The organism is Variovorax sucrosi (genome assembly GCF_051216635.1).
GTDB lineage: Bacteria > Pseudomonadota > Gammaproteobacteria > Burkholderiales > Burkholderiaceae_C > Variovorax.
Genome location: NZ_JBPJZU010000013.1, coordinates 48,333 through 68,620, shown reverse-complemented (window position 1 = coordinate 68,620; position 20,288 = coordinate 48,333). Strand labels below are relative to the sequence as shown.

Here is a 20,288-nt window from a genome sequence, read left to right as displayed (position 1 = left end):
CCCGACCCTGCGCTTCGCAAACAGCGTGTCACGCCGCACCCGTATGATCCGCGCTCCGATCATGGCCCTGCGCACCCTCTTGCTTCGACTCCTGCTGATCGCCGCGTTCTTCAACGCGGCGATCGGCATGCCGCTGCACGAGGTCGGCCATCTGCAGGAACTCGCGGTGGCGCAGGCCGCGGACGCGCGTGCCATCGGCAACACCGACGGCGAGCCATCCGAGCACGCCGAAATCAATGGCCTCTGCGCCTGGTGTGCGGCCTATGCGGCCCAAGGCATGGCGCTGGCGCTCGTCACGGCCTTTGCCGTGCCCGCCGAGGCGGTTGCGCCGCCCCCCGTGCGAAGGGTGGCGGACTTCGTTCCCCCCGGTTGGCGCTGGCGCTTCGCCGCGCGCGACCCGCCGCTCGCACTGACCTGACGCCCCGCCAGCGGGCGTCCTGACCGTCCTCGCTTCCTGCTGCCGGACCTTCGGGCCCCTGGCGGCTGCGCAGTGCTTGCGCTCGCCGCGCCGCTTCGGTGCGCGCCGAGTGGTTTCGTCGCTTACCCCCTTGCTTCCCATGATTGCCATTCATCCCACCCGGAACCGTGTCTCCGAGTTCCGACTCGCTCCACTCGCCCTCGCCGCCGCAGGCCTCCTGTGCTCGCAGGCCCACGCCCAGTCGTCCGCGGAGGCGGCCGACGCCGAACTCTCGACCGTCGAAATCGTCGGCCGCACCGAGTCGGGCGCCTACCACGCCGAAGAGGCGGCCGGCGCCAAGAGCGACCTGCCGCTGCGCGAATTGCCGCAGTCGGTGCGCATCGTCACGCGCCAGGCCATCGACGACCTCGGCGCCACCAAGCTCGACGACGTGCTCGACTACGTCGGCGGCGTCTCGCGCCAGAACAACTTCGGCGGGCTTTGGGACAACATCGCCGTCCGCGGCCTGCCCGGCAACGAGAGCACCGGCATGGCGACCCTGTTCAACGGCTTCTCGTCGAACCGCGGCTTCAATGCCCCCCGCGACCTGGCGGGCGTGGAACGCATCGAATTCCTGAAGGGCACGGCCGCCGCGCTGTACGGCAGCAGCGAGCCCGGCGGCACGCTGAACATCGTGTCCAAGCGCCCGCTCTGGAGCGCCGGCCATTCGGTCGAGGGCTACATGGGCAGCCAGGGGTTGCGCCGCGGCGCCTTCGACAGCACGGGGCCCATCGGCAACGACTTCGCCTATCGGCTCAACCTCGCGGTGGAAGACCGCGACGGCTTCCGCGACCACGTCGGGTCGCGACGCGAGGTGATCGCGCCCGCCTTCACCTGGAAGCTCGGCCGTGACACGGTGCTGGAGTACGCCGGCGAATACCTGCGCCATGCGACCCCGCTGGACCGCGGCGTGGTCGCGGTCGACAACCGCCTGGGCGCCATTCCGCGCAGCCGCTTCCTGGGCGAGCCCGGCGACGGCGACGTGACGGTGAAGAACCAGACGCACCAGCTCATCCTGTCGCACGAGTGGAGCCCGCGCTGGCGCAGCCGCCTGGGCCTGTCGTACCGCGAGACGTCCATCAACGGCTTCTCCACGGAGGCCAGCGCCCTGCTGGCCAACGGCACCCTGACGCGCCAGCGGCGCTACCGCGACTACGACTCCGACGACGTCGCGTTGCAGGCCGAGCTGCAGGGCAACGTCCGCACCGGCGCCATCGAGCACGAGCTGCTGTTCGGCATGGAGAGCTTCCGCTTCGACATGGACACTCGGATGCTGCGGGCCAACCCCAGCACCACGCGGCCCTATGCCATCGACATCTACAACCCGGTCTACGGCCAGACCCCGCCCACGCCGACGGCCAACACCGACACCTTCGAGCAGCAACGCAACACGGCGTTCTACGTGCAGGACGCGATCAAGCTCGCACCCGACTGGCGCCTGGTCGCGGGCGTTCGGATGGAAAACTACCGGCAGTCGCTGCTCAACCGCCGCACCGACACGACGGCCCGGCAGGACCCGTCGTCCACGTCGCCGCGCATCGGCCTGAGCTGGCTGCCAACGCCGCAATGGACCGTCTATGCGAATGCAGGACGCTCCTTCCGGCCGAACGTCGGCTCCGACGTCGCCGCCGCCAGCTTCGAGCCCGAGACCGGCCGCGCGCTGGAGCTCGGCACCAAATGGGAAAGCCTGGACAAGCGCATCGGCGCGACCGCGGCGCTCTTCGACATCCGCAAGCGCAACGTGCTGACCGCCGACCCGGTCAACACCGGCTATTCCATCGCCACCGGCGAGGTGCGCAGCCGCGGCCTGGAGTTCGACGTCGCCGGACAGGTCACGAAGCACTGGCGTCTCAACGCGAGCCTGGTGCTCAACGACGTGGAGATCGCCAGTGACAACACCCTCGAGGTGGGCGGCCGCCTGCTCAATGTGCCGAAGCTCAACGGCAGCGTGCTGGCGATGTACGAGGACGTGTTCGCCGGCGACCAGCGCTACGGCATCGGGGGCGGCGTGACCCACGTGGGCCAGCGGCTGGGCCAGGCGCGCACGCAGGCCGAGGCGAACGCCAACGCACCCGCCTTCGAGCTGCCGAGCTACACGACGGCCAAGCTGGTGGCCTATTGGCGCATCAACCCACGGCTGCGCCTCACGCTGGACATCGACAACGTCTTCGACCGGACCTACTACACCAGCTCCTACAGCCGGCTGTGGGTCACGCCGGGCACGCCCCGCTCGGTGACGCTCGGCCTGCAGGCCAAGTTCTGATCAACGTCCACCCCACCGATTCCCCCATGCATCCTTCCCCCCTCCCCCATGGCGACGCAACGGCGCAGCCGACGCTCGAAGCCGTCGCCGTCGTGGCCGGCTACGGCGCACGAACGATCCTGCAAGGCCTCGACCTCACCGTCGCCTCAGGCGAGATCTACGCGCTGCTCGGCGCCAACGGCGCCGGCAAGACCACCACGCTGAGCCTGTTCCTCGGCTTCGTCCGCCCCATCAGCGGCCGGGTGCGCGTGAACGGCATCGACCCGGGCGTCGACCCGACGACTGCGCGGCGCCGGCTCGCCTACATCCCCGAGAACGTCGCGCTTTACGAACATTTGAGCGCGCGCGAGAACGTGGCCTACCTGCTCGACCTCGCGGGCGAAGCGCAGGAAGCCCACGCCATCGACGAGGCCCTGTCCGCTGCCGGACTGGACCGCGCCGCGCACGGGCGCCGCGTGTCCGGCTTTTCCAAGGGCATGCGCCAGAAGGTGTCGATCGCCCTCGCGCTGGCGCGCCAGGTGCCGGCGCTGCTGCTGGACGAGCCCACGTCCGGCCTCGACCCGCAGGCCACGGCCGAGTTCAGCCGGCTGCTCGGCGTGTTGCGCGCGCAGGGCGTCGCGATCCTCATGGTCACGCACGACCTGCTGGGCGCCGCCGAAATCGCCGATCGCATCGGCTTCATCGACGGCGGAAGGCTGGTCGACGAGGTCGCCGCCTCGGGTGCGGAGCGCTTCGACGTGCGCGCCCTGCACCGCCGCTACGCGGCACCGGAAGCGGCATCGTGAGCGCCACGATGCGCATCGCGCGCGAGGAATGGCGGCTGCTGCGGCGAAACCGCGTGGCCGTGATCGGACTCGCATTGCTGCTGGTGCTCGCCGCCGTGGCGACCTTCACGTCATGGGACAGCCGCAACGCGACCGCCGAGGAGCGTGCACGCCACCAGACGCAGGTCGATCACGAATTCGAGGCGCAGCCCGACCGGCATCCGCACCGCATGGTGCACTACGGCCACTTCGTGTTCCGCTCGCCGAATCCGCTGGCGGCCTTCGACCCCGGCGTGGAGGCCTACACCGGCCACACGCTGTTCCTCGAAGGCCATCGGCAGAACAGCGCCAACTTCGGCGAGGTACGCCAGTCATCCGTTCTGCTGCGCTTCGGCCAACTGACACCCGCCTTCGTGCTGCAGGTGCTGGCGCCGCTGCTGTTGATCTTTATCGGGCATGCAGTGCTGGCGCGCGAGCGCGAGGCCGGCACGCTGCGCGTGCTGCTGGCGCAAGGCGTGGCGCCCCGGCAGATCGTCGCCGGCAAGCTGCTGGCGCTGACGGGCGTGGCCGCGCTCATGCTGCTGCCCGCCTTCATCGCACTGGGCGCGATGGGCATCGCCACGCCGAGCGCCGCGGTGCCGGCGCTTGCGCTGGCGGCGGGCTATGCGGCGTGGATGCTGATCTGGACTGTCGGCATCGTCGCGGCCTCGGCGTTCTTCCCTCGCGGACGCGACGCACTGCTCGCCTTGCTGGCGGTGTGGGCCATCGGCGTGGTGCTGGTGCCCCGCCTGGCAGCGGAGATCGCCGCCTCGGCGAACCCACTGCCCACGCGCTTCGAGACCGACATCGCCGTAGCGCGCGACCTCGCCGCGCTGGGTGACAGCCACGACCCGGACGACCCGTACTTCGCCGAGTTTCGGAAGAAGGTGCTCGCGTCGTACGGCGTCTCGCGCATCGAGGACCTGCCGGTCAACTACAAGGGGCTGCTTGGCATGGAAGGCGAGCGACTCACCAGCGCGCTCTTCACGCGCTATGCCGACCAGGCCTTCGAGCGCCAGCACGCGCAGCTGCGCCTCGTTGACGGCTTCTCCCTGCTGAGCCCGGCCATCGCGCTGCATCGGATGTCGATGGCGACGGCCGGCACCGACCTGCACAGCGACCGGCAGTTCGTTCAAACCGCCGAAGCGCACCGCTATCGGCTGGTGCAGGCACTCAACCGGCTGCAGGCCGAGAAGCTGAGCCTGGCCGACGACCGCTCGAGCCGCGACGACCGCATCGACCGCCACAACTGGCATGGCGTGGCCGACTTCCGGCACGAACCACTGACGACCGCGCAGTCGCTGCGCAACGCCGCCCCCGCGGCGATCGTTCTGCTGGCGTGGCTGGCGGTGCTGGCAGGCGCGCTGCGCTTCGCGACGCGAACCCTCGGGAAGGCCGCACGATGAACGGGCTTGTCCACGAATGGCGCCTGCTGGCGCGCTCGCGTCTGACGGTCGCCAGCCTGGCCCTGCTGCTGGTGTTGTCGGCGCTGGCCGTGGTGCTGGGCACGCGCGAAATCGATCGCGAGCATCGGACCATCGCGCGGCTGACGGCGCTGCAGCAACAAGACCTCACGGCTCAGGCCCGCAAGTACGTGCACGGCGCGGATGCGGGCTCTGCCGCGTACTACACCCTCCACGCCACCTGGGACCCACCGTCGAGCGCGGCCTTCCTCGCGATCGGGCTGCGCGATGCCTCTCCCTACGTGCTGCGTGTGCGTGCGCTGGCATTGCAGGCGCAGTTGCACGAAGGCGAGAGCTTCAACCCCGAACTGGCGCTCGCCGGGCGTTTCGACTTCGCCTTCGTGCTGGTCTATCTCGCACCGCTGTTTCTCATTGCCCTGCTGTACGACCTGGTGACCGGCGAGCGACAAGCCGGGCGACTCGTCACGCTGTTGTCGATGCCCGATGCGGGGCGCCGCCTCTGGCTGCGGCGCGCGGGCCTGCGCATGGCGCTCGCCTTCGCCTGCCTGATGGTGCCGCTGCTGATCGGCGCGTGGACGAACGGCGCCACGGCTGCGGCCGTGGCCACCGCGTCGCTCGCCAGCGCCGCCTACCTGTCGTTCTGGGGCGGATTGGCGCTGATCGTGGCGACGCGCTCAAGCCACTCGACCGCCAGCGCGACGACGCTCGTGGGCGGCTGGGTCGTGCTGACGCTGGTGCTGCCAACACTCGCGAGCGCCCTGCTCACGCGGGCCGTCCCGGTGCGGCAAGGGGTCGAGCTCATGCTGGCACAGCGCCAGGCGGTGCATGGCGCGTGGGACCTTCCGCGCGACGCGACGATGGCGCAGTTCTTCCGCACGCACCCCGAGTGGCAGCACACGGCGCCGCTGCCCGCGGGCTTCCACTGGAAGTGGTACTACGCCTTCCAGCAACTCGGCGACGAGAGCGTGGCGCCACAGGTCGCGGCCTACCGCGACGGCCTGCTCGCGCGGCAGCAATGGACCGCGCGCCTGGGTTGGTTACTGCCCGGTGTCGGCGCGCAGGCCGCATTGCACCGCCAGGCCGGCACCGATCTGCTAGCCCAGCTGGCCTACCAGGATCGCGTCACCGACTTCCATGCGCGGCTGCGCGGCTTCTACTACCCCTATCTGTTCAACGAGCTGCGCTTCGGCGCGATGGATTTCGATGCGCAGCCGCGCTTCGATCCGTCGATGCCGAAGCCGGTCATGCCCATCGGCCAACTCGGGGGCCTGGTGCTGCTGGGCGCCGTCGCGCTGCTGCTGGGCGTGCGCGGTGCGGCGGGTGTTCGCGCGGTCTCTTCGCCGTAGGGAGGCCGCGTCACGACGACGCGACGGGCACCGGCGTGGTCGCAGGCCGCAGCTTGCGCCAGCGCCGCTGGTGCCAGCTCCACAGCTGGGGATGCTGCAGCACCTGCTGCTCGGTCAGCCGCACCAGGTGGGCCACATCCGCCTCGAGCGGACCCTGGCCCAGCGGCACCGGTGGCTGGATCTCGAAGCGCCAGATCGGTTCGGCTGCCGTCGTCGCCACCGGCAGCAGCGGCGCCCGTGCCGAGCGGGCGAGCTGCGCCGGACCGGCCGGCATGGCGGCGTCCTTGCCGAGGAAGCGCTGCATCATCCCGGTCTCGGCCTGCTGGACGCCCTGGTCCATCATGACGAAGACGATGCGCCCCTGCTTGAGCGCGGCGACCATCTGCGCATAGGCACGCAGGCCGGTGTTCGCCAGGATGCCTTCGATGCCGTACTGCTCGAGGCCGTGCTGCAGCAGGCCGGCGGACATCATCCGTGCCTCGCGGTAGACCACGCTCACGCCCCAGCCGGCGCGCGCCAGCTTGACGGTGAGCAGCGCGGCATTGCCCATGTGCGTGGCGAGCAGGATCGCGCCACGCCCGCCGGCCAGCGCGGCACGCAGGTGCTCGAGGCCGTCGACCTCGCAGCGCGCGATGAGTTCGTCCTCGTCCTGGCGCTGGTCGAACATCGCCAGGATCTCGAGCACGGCGGTGTTGTTCACCCGGTAGGCCTCGCGCAGCAGCGGCGCCACCGACGGATCGCCGGGCGGGCGGCCGAGCGCGAGCGCCATGTCGCGCGCGATGCGCCGACGCTGACGCCACGCCAGGTGGTACTGCAGCGCGCCCGTCAGCTTGCCGAGCGTGCGCACGCGCTGGAAACCAATCATGTGCAGCACGGTGCGCAAGCCGAGGAAGAGGGCGCGACGGCGGGCCCGGCGCAGGCGGCGGCCGAGGTCGACCGGGCGTTCGGCGTCGTTCACTGCCCCCCCTGCGGACCGCGCACCAGGCTCACCTCTGCATCGGCCAGCCGGTAGATCCGGTCGGCCGCATCGATCAGCAGGCCCTGGTGCGCGACGGCCAGGATCGTCAGGCTGCCCTTCAGGCGCCGCACGGTCTCGATCACCACGGCCTGGGCCTCGGCGTCGAGACTGCTGGTGGCCTCGTCGAGCACCAGCAGACTCGGCTTGTGCACCAGCGCCCGCGCGATGGCCAGGCGCTGGCGCTGACCGCCGGACAGGCGCGAGCCGCCCTCGCCCACACGGGTCTGCAGGCCTTCGGGCATGGCGTCGACGAAGTCGAGCGCGTCGGCCGCGCGCAGGGCGTCGCGCAGGTCGGCCTCGCTCAGGTCCTGCTCGCCGAGCGCCAGGTTGTAGGCGATGGATTCGTTGACCAGCACCGAGTCCTGCGGCACGTAGCCGATCTGCCGCCGCCACGGACGCAGGGCCAGTTCGGGCATCGGCACGCCGTCGACGCGCACGCTGCCGGCCTCCGGCTGGAGCAGCCCGACCACCAGGTCGAGCACCGTCGTCTTGCCCGCGCCCGAAGGCCCGACGATCACCGTCAGCTCGCGCGAATGGATGGTGAAGGACGCATCGTCGAGCACCACCCGGCCGTCGCCATGGCGGAAACGCACCTGGTCGAAGGCGATGCCGTCGGACAGCGTCGCCGTGCGGTCACCGCCCTGCGGCTCGGCCTGCACATGCGCCGCATCGATGCCGTCGATCAGCGCCCAGTAGGCGCTTTCGCGCACCACGATCTGCTGGTAGGCGCGCTGCGTCTTGGAGAGATAGCTCACCACCCGCGCCAACAGGAACAGCATGACCAGCACCGAGGCCAGCGGCATCTTCAGCAGCACCAGGCTGAGGAAGAAGCCGGTGCCGACCATGATGGCCAGCAGCGGGTCCTGCAGCGCGCTGAGCGCTTCGCGGGCGACCACCTGGCGGCGCAGCGCACGGCGCAGTTGCTTCATCTGGTCGGACAGCAGCGCGTCGACATGGTCCTCGCGCGCCATCGCCTTGAGCGGCTTGGCCGCGGCCAGCTGCGCGCCGATGGCCGAGAGCAGCGAGGTCAGCAGCTGCGTCTGGTGCTGGCCGGCCCGGCGCGAGCTGCGGATCAAGGTGTGCAGCACGGTCAGCAGCAGGCCGCCGGCGACCGCCGTGGCCACGCCAGCCTGCCAGGAGATCGCCAGCGCGATGCCCATGTAGATCAGCGAATTCAGCAGCATTGCCGCCATCTCGGCGCTGTACTGGAAGGCTTCGGACGCGCGCTGCGCCTCAGTCGCCACCGCATTGGACAAGCGGCCGACCGACTGCTGCAGGTAGTGGCTCCAGCGGGCCCGCATCACCGCGCGGATCAGCGCCAGCCGCAGGTCGGTGGCGATGTGCGCCACCGTGTAGCCGACCTGCTTGTTGGCCACCAGCGTCAGCCCGGCACGCAACGCGATCAGCACGATCGCCAGCGTGAGCATGACCGGTGCGGTCGGCTGCAGGCCGAGGACATCGGCGATGCGCGTGGCGACCTGCTCGGGCATCGACGGCTTGTGGTTCGGGTCGTTGGCGGTCGTGAGCGTGAGCATCGACAGCAGCATCGACATGCCCAGGCCGTCGAGCAGCCCGGCCACGAAGACCGCAGCCAGCGCGGCGGCGCTGCGGCCCGGGTAGGCGCGCACGAAGGCACCGATCATGGGCAGCGCGCCACGGGCACCTGCAGCGGTCACGACGTCGGTCGGTGCTGCGCTCATTGGATGACCTCCGCCCTGCGGGCTGCGGTGCTGAGCGCCTTCGGGCGGCCGGGCGGCGCTCATGACGCGAAGAACCGCAGGGACGGGCCGCGACGGATCAGGACCGGCCGCGCCGGGTCGGTGTCGTAGGCCTCGCCGTCGAGCGAATAGCCGACAAGGCCGGTGATCTCGGCCTGCGCGCAGCCGCCACTGAGAAAGCCGTGGCCCACGTCCATCGAACGCGAGAAGCGCCCGGTGAGAAGACGCGGCAGCAGACGGTAGAAGCCGGTGGCGTGGCGCGACACCGCCGTCAGGCGCATGCCACCGTCGGCGCGCGTGGCATAGGGGTCGAACAAGCCGCGACGGTGCAGCAGCGTCGTGGCCAGCAGCAGGCTCACCGGGCCCCGAAGGCGGCCGATGGCCCCGGCGTCGACCTGCAGCTCGGGGCAGGACAGGCCAGAACGCCCGCGCAGTGCCAGAAAGCCCAGGCGCAGCAAAGAAATCGCGGTGCTCAGGTGGCCGGTGCGCAGCGCGCCGTTGCCGCCGATGCGGTGGTCATGGGTGCGACGGATCGCGCCGTCGATCAGCGCCGCGCCGACCCACAGGCCGTAGTGCGCCGGCGCCGGCGACTGCTCGATGCACAGGGTGGCGCGCTCGACCACGGCCGCGTCCCAGCGCTGGTCGGCCACCGCCGCCAGGCCGCGTTTCAACGAGGTGAGCGCGTCCGCGCCCGGCACCAGATCGGCGGCCGTCAGGTTGGTGCGGCCGCCGGGCAGCACGAGCAGGTCGGGCACCCAGGCACCCGTGGGCAGGCTGGCCAGTTGATCGATGACCGCGCGCACGGTCCCGTCGCCGGCCAGCACCATCAGGTGGCGCTGGCGCCGCGCCAGGATGGTCTCGACGGCGGCAGTGAGCGCTGCAGGCCCGTCGACCACGACCACCTCGGCGCCCTGCGCCCTGGCCAGCGCTGCGGCGCGCTCGGCCAGGCCGCGGGAGGCCCGAAAGCTCAGTGGGTTGACGATGAGACACGGCGGCAGCGCAGCATTCGCCAGCAACGCCACCGCTTCGGCAAGGGGCGCGCCCCCGGGCACACCGGCGTTCAAGATCGGTCGGACCGTGGCAGCCACGCACGCATCGCCGATTGCTCGTGCGGCGTCTGCCGGGCCGACTGCCACAACTCGCGCGCCGCGGCGAAGAAGCTGTCGCGGTTGGTGATTCGGTAGGACGCGTCCGCGGGAAGGTTCTGCATCAAGCGCCGATGCGCCTCGTCCATGTGGTGGTAGGGCAGCGCCGGGAAGAGATGGTGCAGCGCGTGGTAGCGCAGGCCCACCGGGAACAGGGCCATGGTCAGCCAGGTCTGGCCGGTGATGTTGATGGATTCCTCCACCTGGCCCGCGAGGTCCATCGGCGTGCCGTCGTTGGCATAGCGGTGCGCGGCCAGGTTGCGCACCCAGTTCAGCCCCAGCGTGAAGGCCAGCAGCAGGTAACCCATGGCCACGTGCTTGAAGCTGATCATGTCGCGCCAGACCAGCACGGCCAGCGCCAGGATGTACGCGAAGCACAGCACCTCGACGATCTTCAGGTGCTTTTCGAAGCGCTTGGGGAAGCGCTCGCAGTAGTACGGGTTCGACACCGCCGCCGAGGCACGCGTCAGCACCCAGTGGCGCAGCCCGCCGTGCAGCCACGACAGCGGCCCCAGCACGCCGAAGCGCACCGCCATGAACAGCGGCAGCAGCGGCGCTTGCGTTAGGTACTTGAGCGTTTCCTTGAGCGGCGACGATGCGAGCGGCAGGTATTCGCCGTCCGACGGCGTGCCGAAGCGGCGGTGGTTGTGATGCTCGATGTGGTTGCTGTACATGATCCACGGCATCAGGAGCGGGATGCCCATCAACAGATTCCACGCCCGCTTGAACCAAACCATCTGCTGGTTCGGCATGTGGACGATCTCGTGGATGAAGGTGCCGGCACGAAAGAACAACAGGCTGGCGACCACGAAGGCCGCGATCTGCACGACGCTCCAGGGCGTGGCCAGGAAATAGACGGCCGTCAACGCCCAGCCGATGCCCGCGCTGAGCAGGAAGTCCGTCCAGTAGATGGCCGGCGAGCGCTCGAACAGATCGTCGATCAGTGCGCGCGCCTGCCCCCGCCATGCAAAATTTCTTGCGGCCGCCGCAGCGGCGGCAGGAGCCCAATCGACGGGCGTGGAGGTGGCAGTCACGGCTGAGCGAAGGAAATCGGGAGGGGGCCAAGCATACCGGTTGCGGGAAGGCCCCGGCGCCGGCTCCGGTTCCGCTGCCGCCAAGGCCGCGGCCGTCTACCCGCTGACGTCGGCAAGCGTCATGTCCAGCGCCGCATCGAAGGGCGGCAGCGTAAGGCGGATGCGCACCGGCAGGAACTGACGTGCCGGCTCGACCCAGACCTCGGCGCGCGTGTCGTCCGGCTTGTGCAGCGAACGCGTCAGCTTCTGGGTCCGCAGGGCGCCGGCTGGCGTCTTGATGGTCTCGGCGCCGGAGGCTTCAAAGACCCAGGTTTCGGCGTGGCCGCGCGCGCCCACCACTGGGATGACGACGCGTTCGCCGGCGTTGGCCTTGGCCGGGTCCGCCGCCAGGATGGCCTGCAACTGCACCAGCCAGCTCACCCGGTCCTGCGTGCCGGGCACCAGGGGAATGTCGGGCGAGGAGCCGGAAAAATCGATCTTGGACTCGCTTCGCAGGAAGATCGCCTCCCGCGGGGACTTGCCCAGCCGCCGCTCCGTGTAGCTGTGGGGTGCCACGCCCGCAGCGTCGAAGCCGCCCTGGCTGGCCCAGTTGAGCAAGGCCAGGCCGGCCACCGTGCCCTTGAGGTGCGCCTCGTAGGTGTCGCCGGTGCGCTTCCAGAGGAACTCGCCACTGCCCCGGATGCCGCCGCGCTGCATCTGGTAGAGCACGGTGAAGGAACGCGCGATGCGGGTCGGATAGACCTTGGCTTCGGCCTCGCGGGCCGTGGGGGCGGCCACCGGTTCGGCGGCCGACGCCGCGGATGCCGCAGATGCCATCAGGACGGCCGCGCACAGCACGATCCGGCGCCGGAAGAAATTCAAGGGAGGAAGGGACATGGAAAGGAGACGGAAGGATCCGCCCATTCTCAGCGCAGCACGCCGAGTCGGCGCAATCGCCAGTAGATGCCCGGCGCCGCCAGCAGCGGATGGCGCCGCTGGAACGGCGTCGGTTCGATCCGGTAGCCGCTGTGGCGCTCGACCTTCCAGGCGACGTAATCGGTGGCGTTGTCGAAGGTCAGTGCCGCCTTCAGCAGCCGCAGCAGATTGAGCACGCGGCCGAGCCGCCGGCGCCGGCGCCAGCGGCGCTCGGCGGTGCTGCGCTCGTCGGGGGCCAGCACCGGCGCCAGCTGGTCGTCGACCGCCGAGGTGAAGGCCAGGCCGCCCTCCGCCCAGGCGAGCGGCAGCAGCCGTGCGTAGCGCGGCGCGTCATGCGCGAGCAGGTCGGCACCGCGAGACGTTCGCTCGACCCGCAATTCGGCCCCATAGGTGCGCGCATAGAGGGCGCGCCAGAAGGCTGCCGGCTCGGCACGCAGCGGCCCGAGCATCGCCGCCCAGTGCGCCGCTGCCACCACCGCGTCGCAGACCGCGTCGCGCACGGTGAGCCGGTCGGCGTCGCTGCGCGCGTGGAGGCAGGCGCACGGCTGCGAGAACCGCGCCCATAGCGTGGTGTCGATGCGCTGCACCGACATCGCGCGCCGGAACTGCGCCACCGTCATCACCGCATATTTGGCACGCAGGTCGCGGCCGTCGACCGATTCCTCCAGGTAGCCGACGTTGGGCGGCAGCAGGCGGTTGGCAAACGCGGCGAGCCACGGGCCGGGCCAGTCCGTGGGCTGGTCGACGAGCACATAGAAGTCGAGCACGCCGTCGAGGGCGCTGTCCCGCAGTGCCGAGCCGTAGAACAGCACGGCGGCCGCCCCGCCCTGCGCGCGCGCGGCGAGCCGCTGGGCCAGCGCGACGACCGCGGGCGAAACCTCGCGCCGCAGTTCGGCGCCGATCAGCGCGCGCAGTGCGTCGTTCACGTCGCGGCGGAGAGCCAGGAGCGCAGCGGGCCACGGCGGCGCGCCACGGCGGCCTGCAGCAACCGCACCGCGTGCACCACCAGGCAGGCCACGGTCCAGATCGCCACGGCCAGGATGCCGAGGTCCGGCCGGCCGAAAGGAAGCGATGCGGTCAGCAGCAGCAGGTTCGGATTGCGGCGCGCAGTGATGAGGCGGAAGCGGCTGTCGAAGCGTTCCCACACGTGCATCTCGATGCCGAAGCAGGCGATGAACAGGCCTTCTTCCAGCCGCTGCAGCACGTAGCCCGCGACGATGGCCGTGAGCGCCAGCGCGGCATGCGTCAGCGGCAGACCAACGGCCGGCAGCCCGACAATCCAGGCCCACCACCAGAACGGCGGATGGACCAGGTCGATGGAATGGTCGTAGAAATCGCCGAAGCGCGAGGACTTCAGCGTGACACGTGCCAGCTTGCCGTCGACGGTGTCGAGGAAGGTCATGCCCCAGGCGGCCACCAGGCCGAGCGCGTAGTGCCCGGTCCAGAACAGCCACATGGCGGCCAGCACCAGCACGAGGCTCAGCGTGGTCACCTGGTTCGGCGTGATGCCGGCTTCGGCGCACAGCCGCGTGACGTAGCGCGCCGGCCGCGGCCAGGCGTAGAGCGTGACCAGGTCGGTGACGCCTTTGTAGGCGCCGCGGAAAGTGCGCCATTCGATGGCATCCATGCTTTCCGCGGTCAGCGGCAGCAGGTACGGGGGTTCGCGCTTGCGCAGCTTGTCGTTGTAGCCGTCGGCGATCTGGGCCGGCGAGACGGTCCGTGCACCAGCCAGGGCCTGCCGCTCGGCCAGGCGCGTGGCGGCTTCGGCGGCATGCGCGGCCGCGACCGAGAGCGCGACCACCTCGCCATCGCCCTCGCCGGCACGCAGCGCGACGTCGTCCGTCGCAGCGGCGAGGCCGCGCACCAGCGCTTCGTCGAACACCCAGTCGGCCCGCAGCAGCACGACGCGGTCCGCATCGGCCGCAGTGCCGGCCAGGCCCGCGCGCGCGAACTGCCGCTGCAGCCGCGCCTCCGAACTGAGGCCCCAGACACGCAAGGCCGACTGGCCGACGACGATCCCCGCAACGCGCTGGGTGGGCGCCTTATCGGCGCTCATTTGGACAGCCCGGCGCGCGGGGTATGAAGTTTTGGCATGATCGAAGCGAAGTGTCTAGGAAAGAAGCAGCGGGCGATTATCGATGAGCGGATTTACGTTTGCGCATGTGTCGGACCTGCACCTCCCCTTCGAGCCTGTGCTGTCGCCGCGGCAACGCCTGTCGAAGCGCCAGCTCAGCGCCTGGTCCTGGCAGCGGCGGCGCGCCTTGCACCGCAACGACATCCTCGATGCGCTCGCGCAGGACCTGCGCACCCATGCGGTCGATCACATCCTGGTCACCGGCGACATCACCAACTTCTCGCTGCCGGGCGAGTTCGAACAGGCGGCACGCTGGCTGACGGCGCTGGCGCCGCCGGAGCGCATCAGCATCGTGCCGGGCAACCACGACGCCCTGGTGCCGGTGCCACCTGCGCAAGGCCTCGGGCTGTGGCAGAGCTGGACCCGCGCGGAAGATGGCTGGCCTTTCGTGCATCACCGGGATGGCGTGGCGCTGATCGGGCTGAACTCGGCGCTGCCGACCGCGCCGCTGCTGGCCCGCGGCCGGCTCGGCGCGGCGCAGCTCGCGCGGCTCGAACAGGTGCTGATGGCCGAGGGCCAGGCCGGGCGGACCCGCATCGTGATGCTGCATCACCCGCCGGCCGAGGGGGCCATCGGCTGGCGCAAGGCGCTGGCCGACCGCGACGCGCTGCGTGCCGTGCTGCGGCGTGCCGGTGCCGAGCTGGTGCTGCACGGCCATGCGCGCGACGCCCGCATGGACGTGGTGGCCGGCCCAACGCTGCCGATTCCCTGCCTGTGCGTGCCGTCCTCCTCCGCGGTGCCGAATCCGAAGGACCAGGGCGCGCTGTGGCATCGGCTGCGGCTGATGGACGGTGCGAGCGGCCCGCAGGCCCTGGTGGAGGTGCGCCGCTGGTCGACCGAGGCCGAGGCGTTCGTGGCCGACGGCGCCTATGCGCTGAGCCTGCCGCGGGTCCGCCCTCGCGACTCAGGCGAGAATGTCGCTCGCTGAGCGCACCTGCAATACCCGACTCTGGACGACGACCCTGGACCACTGCGATGGCCAATGCCACTGAAACGAAATTCGGCGATCCCGCCACCCGCCTCGCGCAGACCGACTGCTGGACGCTGCTGCTGAGGCCGAAGCAACCGACGCTCGGCGCGATGGTGCTGGTGTGCCGCGAGCCGGTGCAGGCCTTTGCCGATGTGAGTGCCAAGGCCTTCGCCGAGATGCAGGGCATGGTTCGCAGCATCGAGGCCGCGCTGCGCGAATTCGTCGGCTACGAGCGGATCAACTACCTCATGCTGATGATGGTGGACCCGGACGTTCACTTCCACGTGATTCCGCGCTACAACGGCGTTCGCAGCTTCGAAGGCGCGGCCTTCCCCGACGCCGGCTGGCCCGGACCGCCGGCCCTGGACGCCGCCGTCTCGCTCGACGCCGCGACCATCGCTTCGCTCGGCACCGCCCTGCGCGACGCCTTGCAGCGCACCGCTGCCTGATCCCAGAGGCCGCGTCCTTTGCCCTTTCTCTCGTTCGATCGGCTCGACCGCTATGCGGTGCGCCTGTTCGCCATGCCGCTGTTCGCCGCGCTGGCAACGATGCTGCTCGCCACCATGCTGCAGCGGCTGCTGCGCCTGTTCGACATCGCGGCTTCCACCGGGGCGGCGATCTCGAGCGTGCTGCTGCTGGCCGCCGACCTGGTGCCGCACTACCTCGGTCTGTCGCTGCCGGTGGCGTTCACCGCCGCCATCTTCATGGCCGCCGCGCGCATGGGCGACGACAGCGAACTCGACGCGATGCTCGCCACCGGCCGCTCGATCGCCCGCATCTGCGCGCCCTACTTCATCCTCGCGGTGCTGCTCAGCGTGTTCAACCTGTACCTCTTCGGCCGGCTGCAGCCGCTCGCGCGCTACGACTACCACGTCAAGATGGACGCCGTGCTGCAGACCAATTGGGACGCGAAGATCGAGGAAAACCGCTTCATCGACATCGCGCACGGCTTCAGCTTCAGCGCCGACACGGTGGAAGACGGCGGCCGCAGCTTCACCGGCGTCTTCATGGAGCGGCGACTGGCCGGGGTCGAGGAGATCACGACGGCGGTGCGCGGCCAGCTCGAGAGCGACCCCACCACCCGCAAACTGCGCCTCAAGCTGGAGGACGGGCTCCGGGTGCGGCAGAAGGACGACGGCGTGATCTCCACCACCCGCTTCGTCGATGGCTTCGTGGAAGATTTTTCGCCCGCACGGGCGCCCTTCCGCGAACGCGGCGAGTCCGCCAGCGAACGCACCCTGCCGGAGCTCTGGCAGGCCATGTGCAAGACCTGCGAAGCCGACTCGGCAGCCGAGTTCCACAGCCGATTGGCGCGGGCGTTGCTGCCGCCTCTGCTGCCGCTGCTGGCGCTGCCGCTGGGCATGGCGTCCAAGCGCGGGCGCCGCACGCCCGGCGTGATCTTTGCGTCGCTGGCGCTGCTGCTGCTCAACCACACGCTGCAATTCGGCAAGAGCCTGGCGGAGAGCGGCCGCATGCCGGCCGCGCTGGCGGTGTGGACGCCCTTCCTCCTGTTCGCGCTGCTGAGCCTGTGGATCTTCCGCGGCAGCCTCGCATGGCCTGGCGACAACCCGGTGTCGCGCACCGTGGGCGTGCTGGAACGCCTGATCGAGCGCCTGAAGCCGCGGCGCCGGGCCAAGGTGGCGCCGTGAACGGCGCGATGGCCTCGTACATCCGGCGCCGGGTCGGCCTGCAGATCCTCGTGCTGCTGCTGGTGATCACCGCGCTGATGCAGCTGCTGGAACTGCTCGACATCACGACCGACGTGCTCAAGCGCGACCAAGGCCTGGTCGGCATCCTCTACTACGGCATGCTGCGGCTGCCGGCCGAACTCGTCATGGCCTTGCCGCCAGCGGTGCTGATCGGCACGCTGATGGCGCTGCAGTCGATGGCGCGTCACCTCGAGATCGCCACCCTGCGCACCGCGGGCGTCAGCATGATGCGGCTGCTCGGCTACCTGCTGCCGGTGGCGGCGGTGCTGGCCCTGGCCCAGTTCGCGCTGTCCGAGCGCGTGCTGCCGCCGGCCGAGAACGGGCTGAAGGAATGGTGGAGCGCCAGCGCGCCGGCCGACGATGCGCCGACCAAGCGCTGGGCGCATACCTCGGGCGGCACGGTGTCGATGGAAAGCACCAGCCCCGACGGGCGGCGCCTGATCGACGTTCGCCTGTACGTCCGCGACGACGCCGGCCTGCTGAGCAGCCGGCTCACTGCCGCCGAGGCGCAGTGGGACGGCCAGGGCTGGCAGCTGAAGAACGTGATGGAGATCCGCTTCGGCGATCAGCGCGTCGACCGCATCCGGGTCGCCGAGCGCGCCTGGAAGACCAACCTGCGGCCCGAAGACGTGCTGCGGCTCGACGTGGCGCGGCCCAACCTCTCGACCGCCATGCTGGCCGAGGTGATCGAAGGCACCCGCACCGGGACGCAGCCGCATCGCTACTACCAGAGCGTGCTGTACCGCTCCTACGCCGCACCGCTCGCGATCTTCGTCATGCTGCTGCTGGCGCTGCCGACCGCGGTGTCGCTGCCCCGCGGCGCCGGCGGCGGGTCGAGAATGGCGCTGGCGCTGATCCTCGGCCTGGGCTTTCTTCTCTGCGACGGCATCGTCGCGGCCCTCGGGCTCAGTGCCCGCTGGCCACCCCTGGTCATCGCTCTCGCCGCGCCGGCGCTGTTCGCGGCGATCGGCCTCCTGCAACTGCGAGCCTCCGAGCGAATATGAATCTCTGGATCGACACCACCGGCGCTACCCGCGCCGAACACCTCTTCGGGATCCCGCCCGTCGAGCGCCTCCGGCGCAGCGTGAAGCATCTCGATGCCGGGGCACGGGTCGTGCTGTCCGGCGTCGATGCCGGGCGCACCGCCTGGCCCGCCGCAAAGCCCGAAGTCGACACCGCACCACTGGGCACCCGCCTGCGCCAGGCGCTGGCCGGTGGCGCGCTGGTCGCCATCGACGGCGGCAACGCGGTCGACCCGCGGCTGATCGACGTGCTGCTGCGCGGCACATCGCCCTGCGTCGCCGCCCGCGGCCAGGGTACCGAGCGTGCCGTCGTGCTGCGCCTCGAGCCCGCGCTGATCGACGACATCCCGGCCCATGCCCAGACCTTGCGCGAGGTGGCCGACGCCCTGCTGGCCGCGGGCCGCATCGCACCCTACGACGAGCAGGACTTCCCCGCCTACGTCAACAAGCTGCGCCGCTCGCTGCCCTATTGGATCTACGCGGTCAACGACAAGGCCACGCGCCTTCGGCTCGAGCGTCAGATGTTCTGGGACAACTACAAGGGCTCGACCGACCTGCTCACGCGCTGGGTCTACCCGCCGCTGGTGTGGCCGATGGTGCGGCTGTGCACCCGCTGGGGCATCCACCCCAACACGGTGACGGTGCTGTCGATCATCCTCACGGTCGCGGCCGTGCCGCTGTTCGCGCGGGGCGATTTCCTGCTGGGCTTCCTGTGCGCCTACGGGATGAGCGTGCTCGACAGCGTCGACGGCAAGATCGCGCGCGTGACGCTGACCGATTCCGCCATCGGCAACGTGCTCGACCACGGCCTGGACATCGTGCACCCGCCCTTCTGGTACTTCGCCTGGGCCTGGGGCCTGGGCGGGCGGTCGATGGACGACCCGCTCTACGCGGCGGCCGTCTGGCTGATCGTCTTCTACCTCGGCGACCGCATCGTGCTCGGCATCGCCAAGGCCCGCCTCGGCTTCGCGCTGCATGCGGCGTCTCGGCTGGACGGCCGCGTGCGCAGCTTCATCGCGCGCCGCAACATCACCATGACGATCATGGCGCTCGCGCTCCTGGTCGGCGCCGGCCCGGCCGGCTTGTACCTCGTCACCGCCTGGCAAGGTCTGACGTTCGCCTGGCACGGCGTGCGCACGGTCTGGCACGGCTTCCTCGTACGCAACAAGGCCCGACCGGCTGTCTGATGACCACTCTCGAAATCGTTCCGGTGCGCACACCGGCGGAACTGGACCGCTTCATCCAGTTGCCCTCGCAGATCCACGCGGGCGATCCGAACTATGTGCCGCAGCTGGTGATGGAACGGCGCGACGCCCTGTCGCCTCGGAAGAATCCGTACTTCGCCCATGCCGAGACCCAATTCTGGCTGGCGCGGCGGGGCGGGCGCGATGTCGGCCGCATCAGCGCGCAGATCGACCAGCTCGTGAAAGACCCGGCGGTCGGCCACTTCGGGATGATCTGCGCGGAGGACGACGCCGAGGTCTTCTCCGCGCTCTTCAAGACCGCCGAAGAATGGCTCGCAGCCCGTGGCAAGACGAAGGTGCTGGGCCCCTTCAACCTGTCGATCAACGAAGAGACCGGCCTGCTGGTCGATGGTTTCGACACGCCGCCGATGATGCTGATGGGCCATGACGCCCGCCATGTCGGTGCGCACGTCGAGGCGCGGGGCTATGCGAAGGCGAAGGACGTGATCGCCTATCTCTACGACATCGAGCACGAACTGCCGGCCGCCGCGCGCCGGATGATCGGCCCGCGCAAGCCGTCGGCGTTGACGGTGCGCAACCTCGACACCAAGCGCTACCTCGAAGAGTTCGACACGGTCACCGCGATCTTCAACGACGCCTGGTCGCAGAACTGGGGCTTCATCCCGTTCACCGAGGCGGAGATCGCGCACATGGCCAAGAGCCTGAAGATGTTCATCGACCCGAAGTGCGTCGCCATCGTCGAGCTCAACGGCAAGGCGGTGGGCTTCGGCATCGCGCTGCCCAACCTGAACGAAATGATTGCCGACTTCGGCGGCAAGCTGTTCCCCTTCAACTGGGCCAAGCTGATGTTGCGGCTCAAGCGCGGCACGAAGACGGCGCGCGTGCCGCTGATGGGCATCAGCCGCAGCATCAGCGGCGAACTGGCCGGCGCGATCGCGCCCTTCCTCGCCATCGACACCATGCGCCAGGGCCTGCGCGCCAAGGGTGTGCGCCAGGTCGAGCTGTCGTGGATCCTCGAGGACAACCGGCCGATGCGGCACATCATCGAATCGCTCGGCGCCCATGCGTACAAGACCTATCGGGTGTACGCCAAGACGCTGGGCGGTGGCGCCGTTGCCGCCTGAG

Annotated in this window: 18 protein-coding genes; 11 read left to right on the top strand and 7 right to left on the bottom strand. The window is 70.2% G+C overall.

Annotation, left to right across the window (positions count from 1 at the left end):
• The first annotated feature begins 61 nt into the window (after positions 1 to 61).
• The 5 genes from ACSFBE_RS22585 (at position 62) to ACSFBE_RS22565 (ending at position 6,293) form a co-directional block, all read left to right on the top strand.
• Positions 62 to 418: a DUF2946 family protein gene (locus ACSFBE_RS22585; protein ID WP_435492641.1), complete on the top strand. Its 357-nt coding sequence runs from the start codon at positions 62 to 64 to the stop codon at positions 416 to 418.
• A gap of 139 nt (positions 419 to 557) precedes the next feature.
• Positions 558 to 2,720, top strand: a complete 2,163-nt coding sequence (locus ACSFBE_RS22580) for a TonB-dependent siderophore receptor (RefSeq protein WP_435492640.1) — start codon at positions 558 to 560, stop codon at positions 2,718 to 2,720.
• 26 nt (positions 2,721 to 2,746) lie between these two features.
• A complete protein-coding gene (locus ACSFBE_RS22575) occupies positions 2,747 to 3,505 on the top strand; it encodes an ABC transporter ATP-binding protein (protein ID WP_435492639.1) in 759 nt (252 codons plus the stop codon).
• A complete protein-coding gene (locus ACSFBE_RS22570; protein WP_435492638.1) occupies positions 3,502 to 4,929 on the top strand; it encodes an ABC transporter permease in 1,428 nt (475 codons plus the stop codon). The genes ACSFBE_RS22575 and ACSFBE_RS22570 overlap by 4 nt, the downstream gene beginning before the upstream one ends.
• Positions 4,926 to 6,293, top strand: coding sequence for a DUF3526 domain-containing protein (locus ACSFBE_RS22565; RefSeq protein WP_435492637.1), 1,368 nt, complete (start codon positions 4,926 to 4,928; stop codon positions 6,291 to 6,293). Before ACSFBE_RS22570 ends, ACSFBE_RS22565 begins: the two co-directional genes overlap by 4 nt.
• Positions 6,294 to 6,303: 10 nt before the next feature.
• On the opposite strand, the gene ACSFBE_RS22560 is transcribed toward ACSFBE_RS22565, so the two are convergent.
• The 7 genes from ACSFBE_RS22560 to ACSFBE_RS22530 form a co-directional block, all read right to left on the bottom strand.
• Complete coding sequence (locus ACSFBE_RS22560; protein WP_435492636.1) at positions 6,304 to 7,251, bottom strand: lysophospholipid acyltransferase family protein; 948 nt, start codon at positions 7,249 to 7,251, stop codon at positions 6,304 to 6,306.
• Positions 7,248 to 9,011 (bottom strand): ABC transporter ATP-binding protein, encoded by a 1,764-nt coding sequence (locus tag ACSFBE_RS22555; RefSeq protein WP_435492635.1) that lies wholly within the window; start codon positions 9,009 to 9,011, stop codon positions 7,248 to 7,250. The genes ACSFBE_RS22560 and ACSFBE_RS22555 overlap by 4 nt, the downstream gene beginning before the upstream one ends.
• Before the next feature lie 59 nt (positions 9,012 to 9,070).
• A complete protein-coding gene (locus ACSFBE_RS22550; RefSeq protein ID WP_435492634.1) occupies positions 9,071 to 10,117 on the bottom strand; it encodes a diacylglycerol kinase family protein in 1,047 nt (348 codons plus the stop codon).
• The gene (locus tag ACSFBE_RS22545) at positions 10,090 to 11,208 is read right to left on the bottom strand and encodes a fatty acid desaturase family protein (protein WP_435492633.1); all 1,119 of its coding nucleotides are present in this window, start codon (positions 11,206 to 11,208) and stop codon (positions 10,090 to 10,092) included. Before ACSFBE_RS22545 ends, ACSFBE_RS22550 begins: the two co-directional genes overlap by 28 nt.
• A 96-nt stretch (positions 11,209 to 11,304) precedes the next feature.
• Positions 11,305 to 12,084 carry a DUF3108 domain-containing protein gene (locus ACSFBE_RS22540; RefSeq protein ID WP_435492632.1) on the bottom strand — a complete coding sequence of 260 codons (780 nt, stop codon included), beginning with the start codon at positions 12,082 to 12,084 and terminating at the stop codon, positions 11,305 to 11,307.
• Between the two features lie 29 nt (positions 12,085 to 12,113).
• Complete coding sequence (locus tag ACSFBE_RS22535; protein ID WP_435492631.1) at positions 12,114 to 13,049, bottom strand: hypothetical protein; 936 nt, start codon at positions 13,047 to 13,049, stop codon at positions 12,114 to 12,116.
• Complete coding sequence (locus ACSFBE_RS22530) at positions 13,046 to 14,179, bottom strand: CDP-alcohol phosphatidyltransferase family protein (RefSeq protein WP_435492630.1); 1,134 nt, start codon at positions 14,177 to 14,179, stop codon at positions 13,046 to 13,048. The genes ACSFBE_RS22535 and ACSFBE_RS22530 overlap by 4 nt, the downstream gene beginning before the upstream one ends.
• Positions 14,180 to 14,261: 82 nt before the next feature.
• Here ACSFBE_RS22530 and ACSFBE_RS22525 point away from each other — a divergent pair, with 82 nt between their 5' ends.
• The 6 genes from ACSFBE_RS22525 to ACSFBE_RS22500 are packed head-to-tail and all read left to right on the top strand — an operon-like array spanning position 14,262 to position 20,287.
• Positions 14,262 to 15,185 (top strand): metallophosphoesterase family protein, encoded by a 924-nt coding sequence (locus ACSFBE_RS22525; RefSeq protein WP_435492629.1) that lies wholly within the window; start codon positions 14,262 to 14,264, stop codon positions 15,183 to 15,185.
• A gap of 47 nt (positions 15,186 to 15,232) precedes the next feature.
• Positions 15,233 to 15,676: an HIT family protein gene (locus ACSFBE_RS22520; RefSeq protein ID WP_435492628.1), complete on the top strand. Its 444-nt coding sequence runs from the start codon at positions 15,233 to 15,235 to the stop codon at positions 15,674 to 15,676.
• 18 nt (positions 15,677 to 15,694) lie between these two features.
• Positions 15,695 to 16,876, top strand: a complete 1,182-nt coding sequence (locus tag ACSFBE_RS22515; RefSeq protein ID WP_435492627.1) for an LptF/LptG family permease — start codon at positions 15,695 to 15,697, stop codon at positions 16,874 to 16,876.
• Entirely contained in the window at positions 16,873 to 17,940 is a 1,068-nt protein-coding gene (locus ACSFBE_RS22510) for an LptF/LptG family permease (RefSeq protein WP_435492626.1), read from the top strand. The genes ACSFBE_RS22515 and ACSFBE_RS22510 overlap by 4 nt, the downstream gene beginning before the upstream one ends.
• Positions 17,937 to 19,145, top strand: coding sequence for a CDP-alcohol phosphatidyltransferase family protein (locus ACSFBE_RS22505; protein ID WP_435492625.1), 1,209 nt, complete (start codon positions 17,937 to 17,939; stop codon positions 19,143 to 19,145). The genes ACSFBE_RS22510 and ACSFBE_RS22505 overlap by 4 nt, the downstream gene beginning before the upstream one ends.
• Positions 19,145 to 20,287, top strand: a complete 1,143-nt coding sequence (locus tag ACSFBE_RS22500) for a dATP pyrophosphohydrolase (protein WP_435492624.1) — start codon at positions 19,145 to 19,147, stop codon at positions 20,285 to 20,287. Before ACSFBE_RS22505 ends, ACSFBE_RS22500 begins: the two co-directional genes overlap by 1 nt.
• Position 20,288: the final 1 nt, after the last annotated feature.

Excerpts from the sequence above, each read along its gene's own strand:
- ACSFBE_RS22585 (WP_435492641.1), top strand. The coding sequence starts at position 62 with ATGGCCCTGCGCACCCTCTTGCTTCGACTCCTGCTGATCGCCGCGTTC.
- ACSFBE_RS22580 (WP_435492640.1), top strand. The coding sequence starts at position 558 with ATGATTGCCATTCATCCCACCCGGAACCGTGTCTCCGAGTTCCGACTC.
- ACSFBE_RS22575 (WP_435492639.1), top strand. The coding sequence starts at position 2,747 with ATGCATCCTTCCCCCCTCCCCCATGGCGACGCAACGGCGCAGCCGACG.
- ACSFBE_RS22565 (WP_435492637.1), top strand. The coding sequence starts at position 4,926 with ATGAACGGGCTTGTCCACGAATGGCGCCTGCTGGCGCGCTCGCGTCTG.
- ACSFBE_RS22555 (WP_435492635.1), bottom strand. The coding sequence starts at position 9,011 with ATGAGCGCAGCACCGACCGACGTCGTGACCGCTGCAGGTGCCCGTGGC.
- ACSFBE_RS22540 (WP_435492632.1), bottom strand. The coding sequence starts at position 12,084 with ATGTCCCTTCCTCCCTTGAATTTCTTCCGGCGCCGGATCGTGCTGTGC.
- ACSFBE_RS22530 (WP_435492630.1), bottom strand. The coding sequence starts at position 14,179 with ATGAGCGCCGATAAGGCGCCCACCCAGCGCGTTGCGGGGATCGTCGTC.
- ACSFBE_RS22525 (WP_435492629.1), top strand. The coding sequence starts at position 14,262 with ATGAGCGGATTTACGTTTGCGCATGTGTCGGACCTGCACCTCCCCTTC.
- ACSFBE_RS22520 (WP_435492628.1), top strand. The coding sequence starts at position 15,233 with ATGGCCAATGCCACTGAAACGAAATTCGGCGATCCCGCCACCCGCCTC.
- ACSFBE_RS22505 (WP_435492625.1), top strand. The coding sequence starts at position 17,937 with ATGAATCTCTGGATCGACACCACCGGCGCTACCCGCGCCGAACACCTC.
- ACSFBE_RS22500 (WP_435492624.1), top strand. The coding sequence starts at position 19,145 with ATGACCACTCTCGAAATCGTTCCGGTGCGCACACCGGCGGAACTGGAC.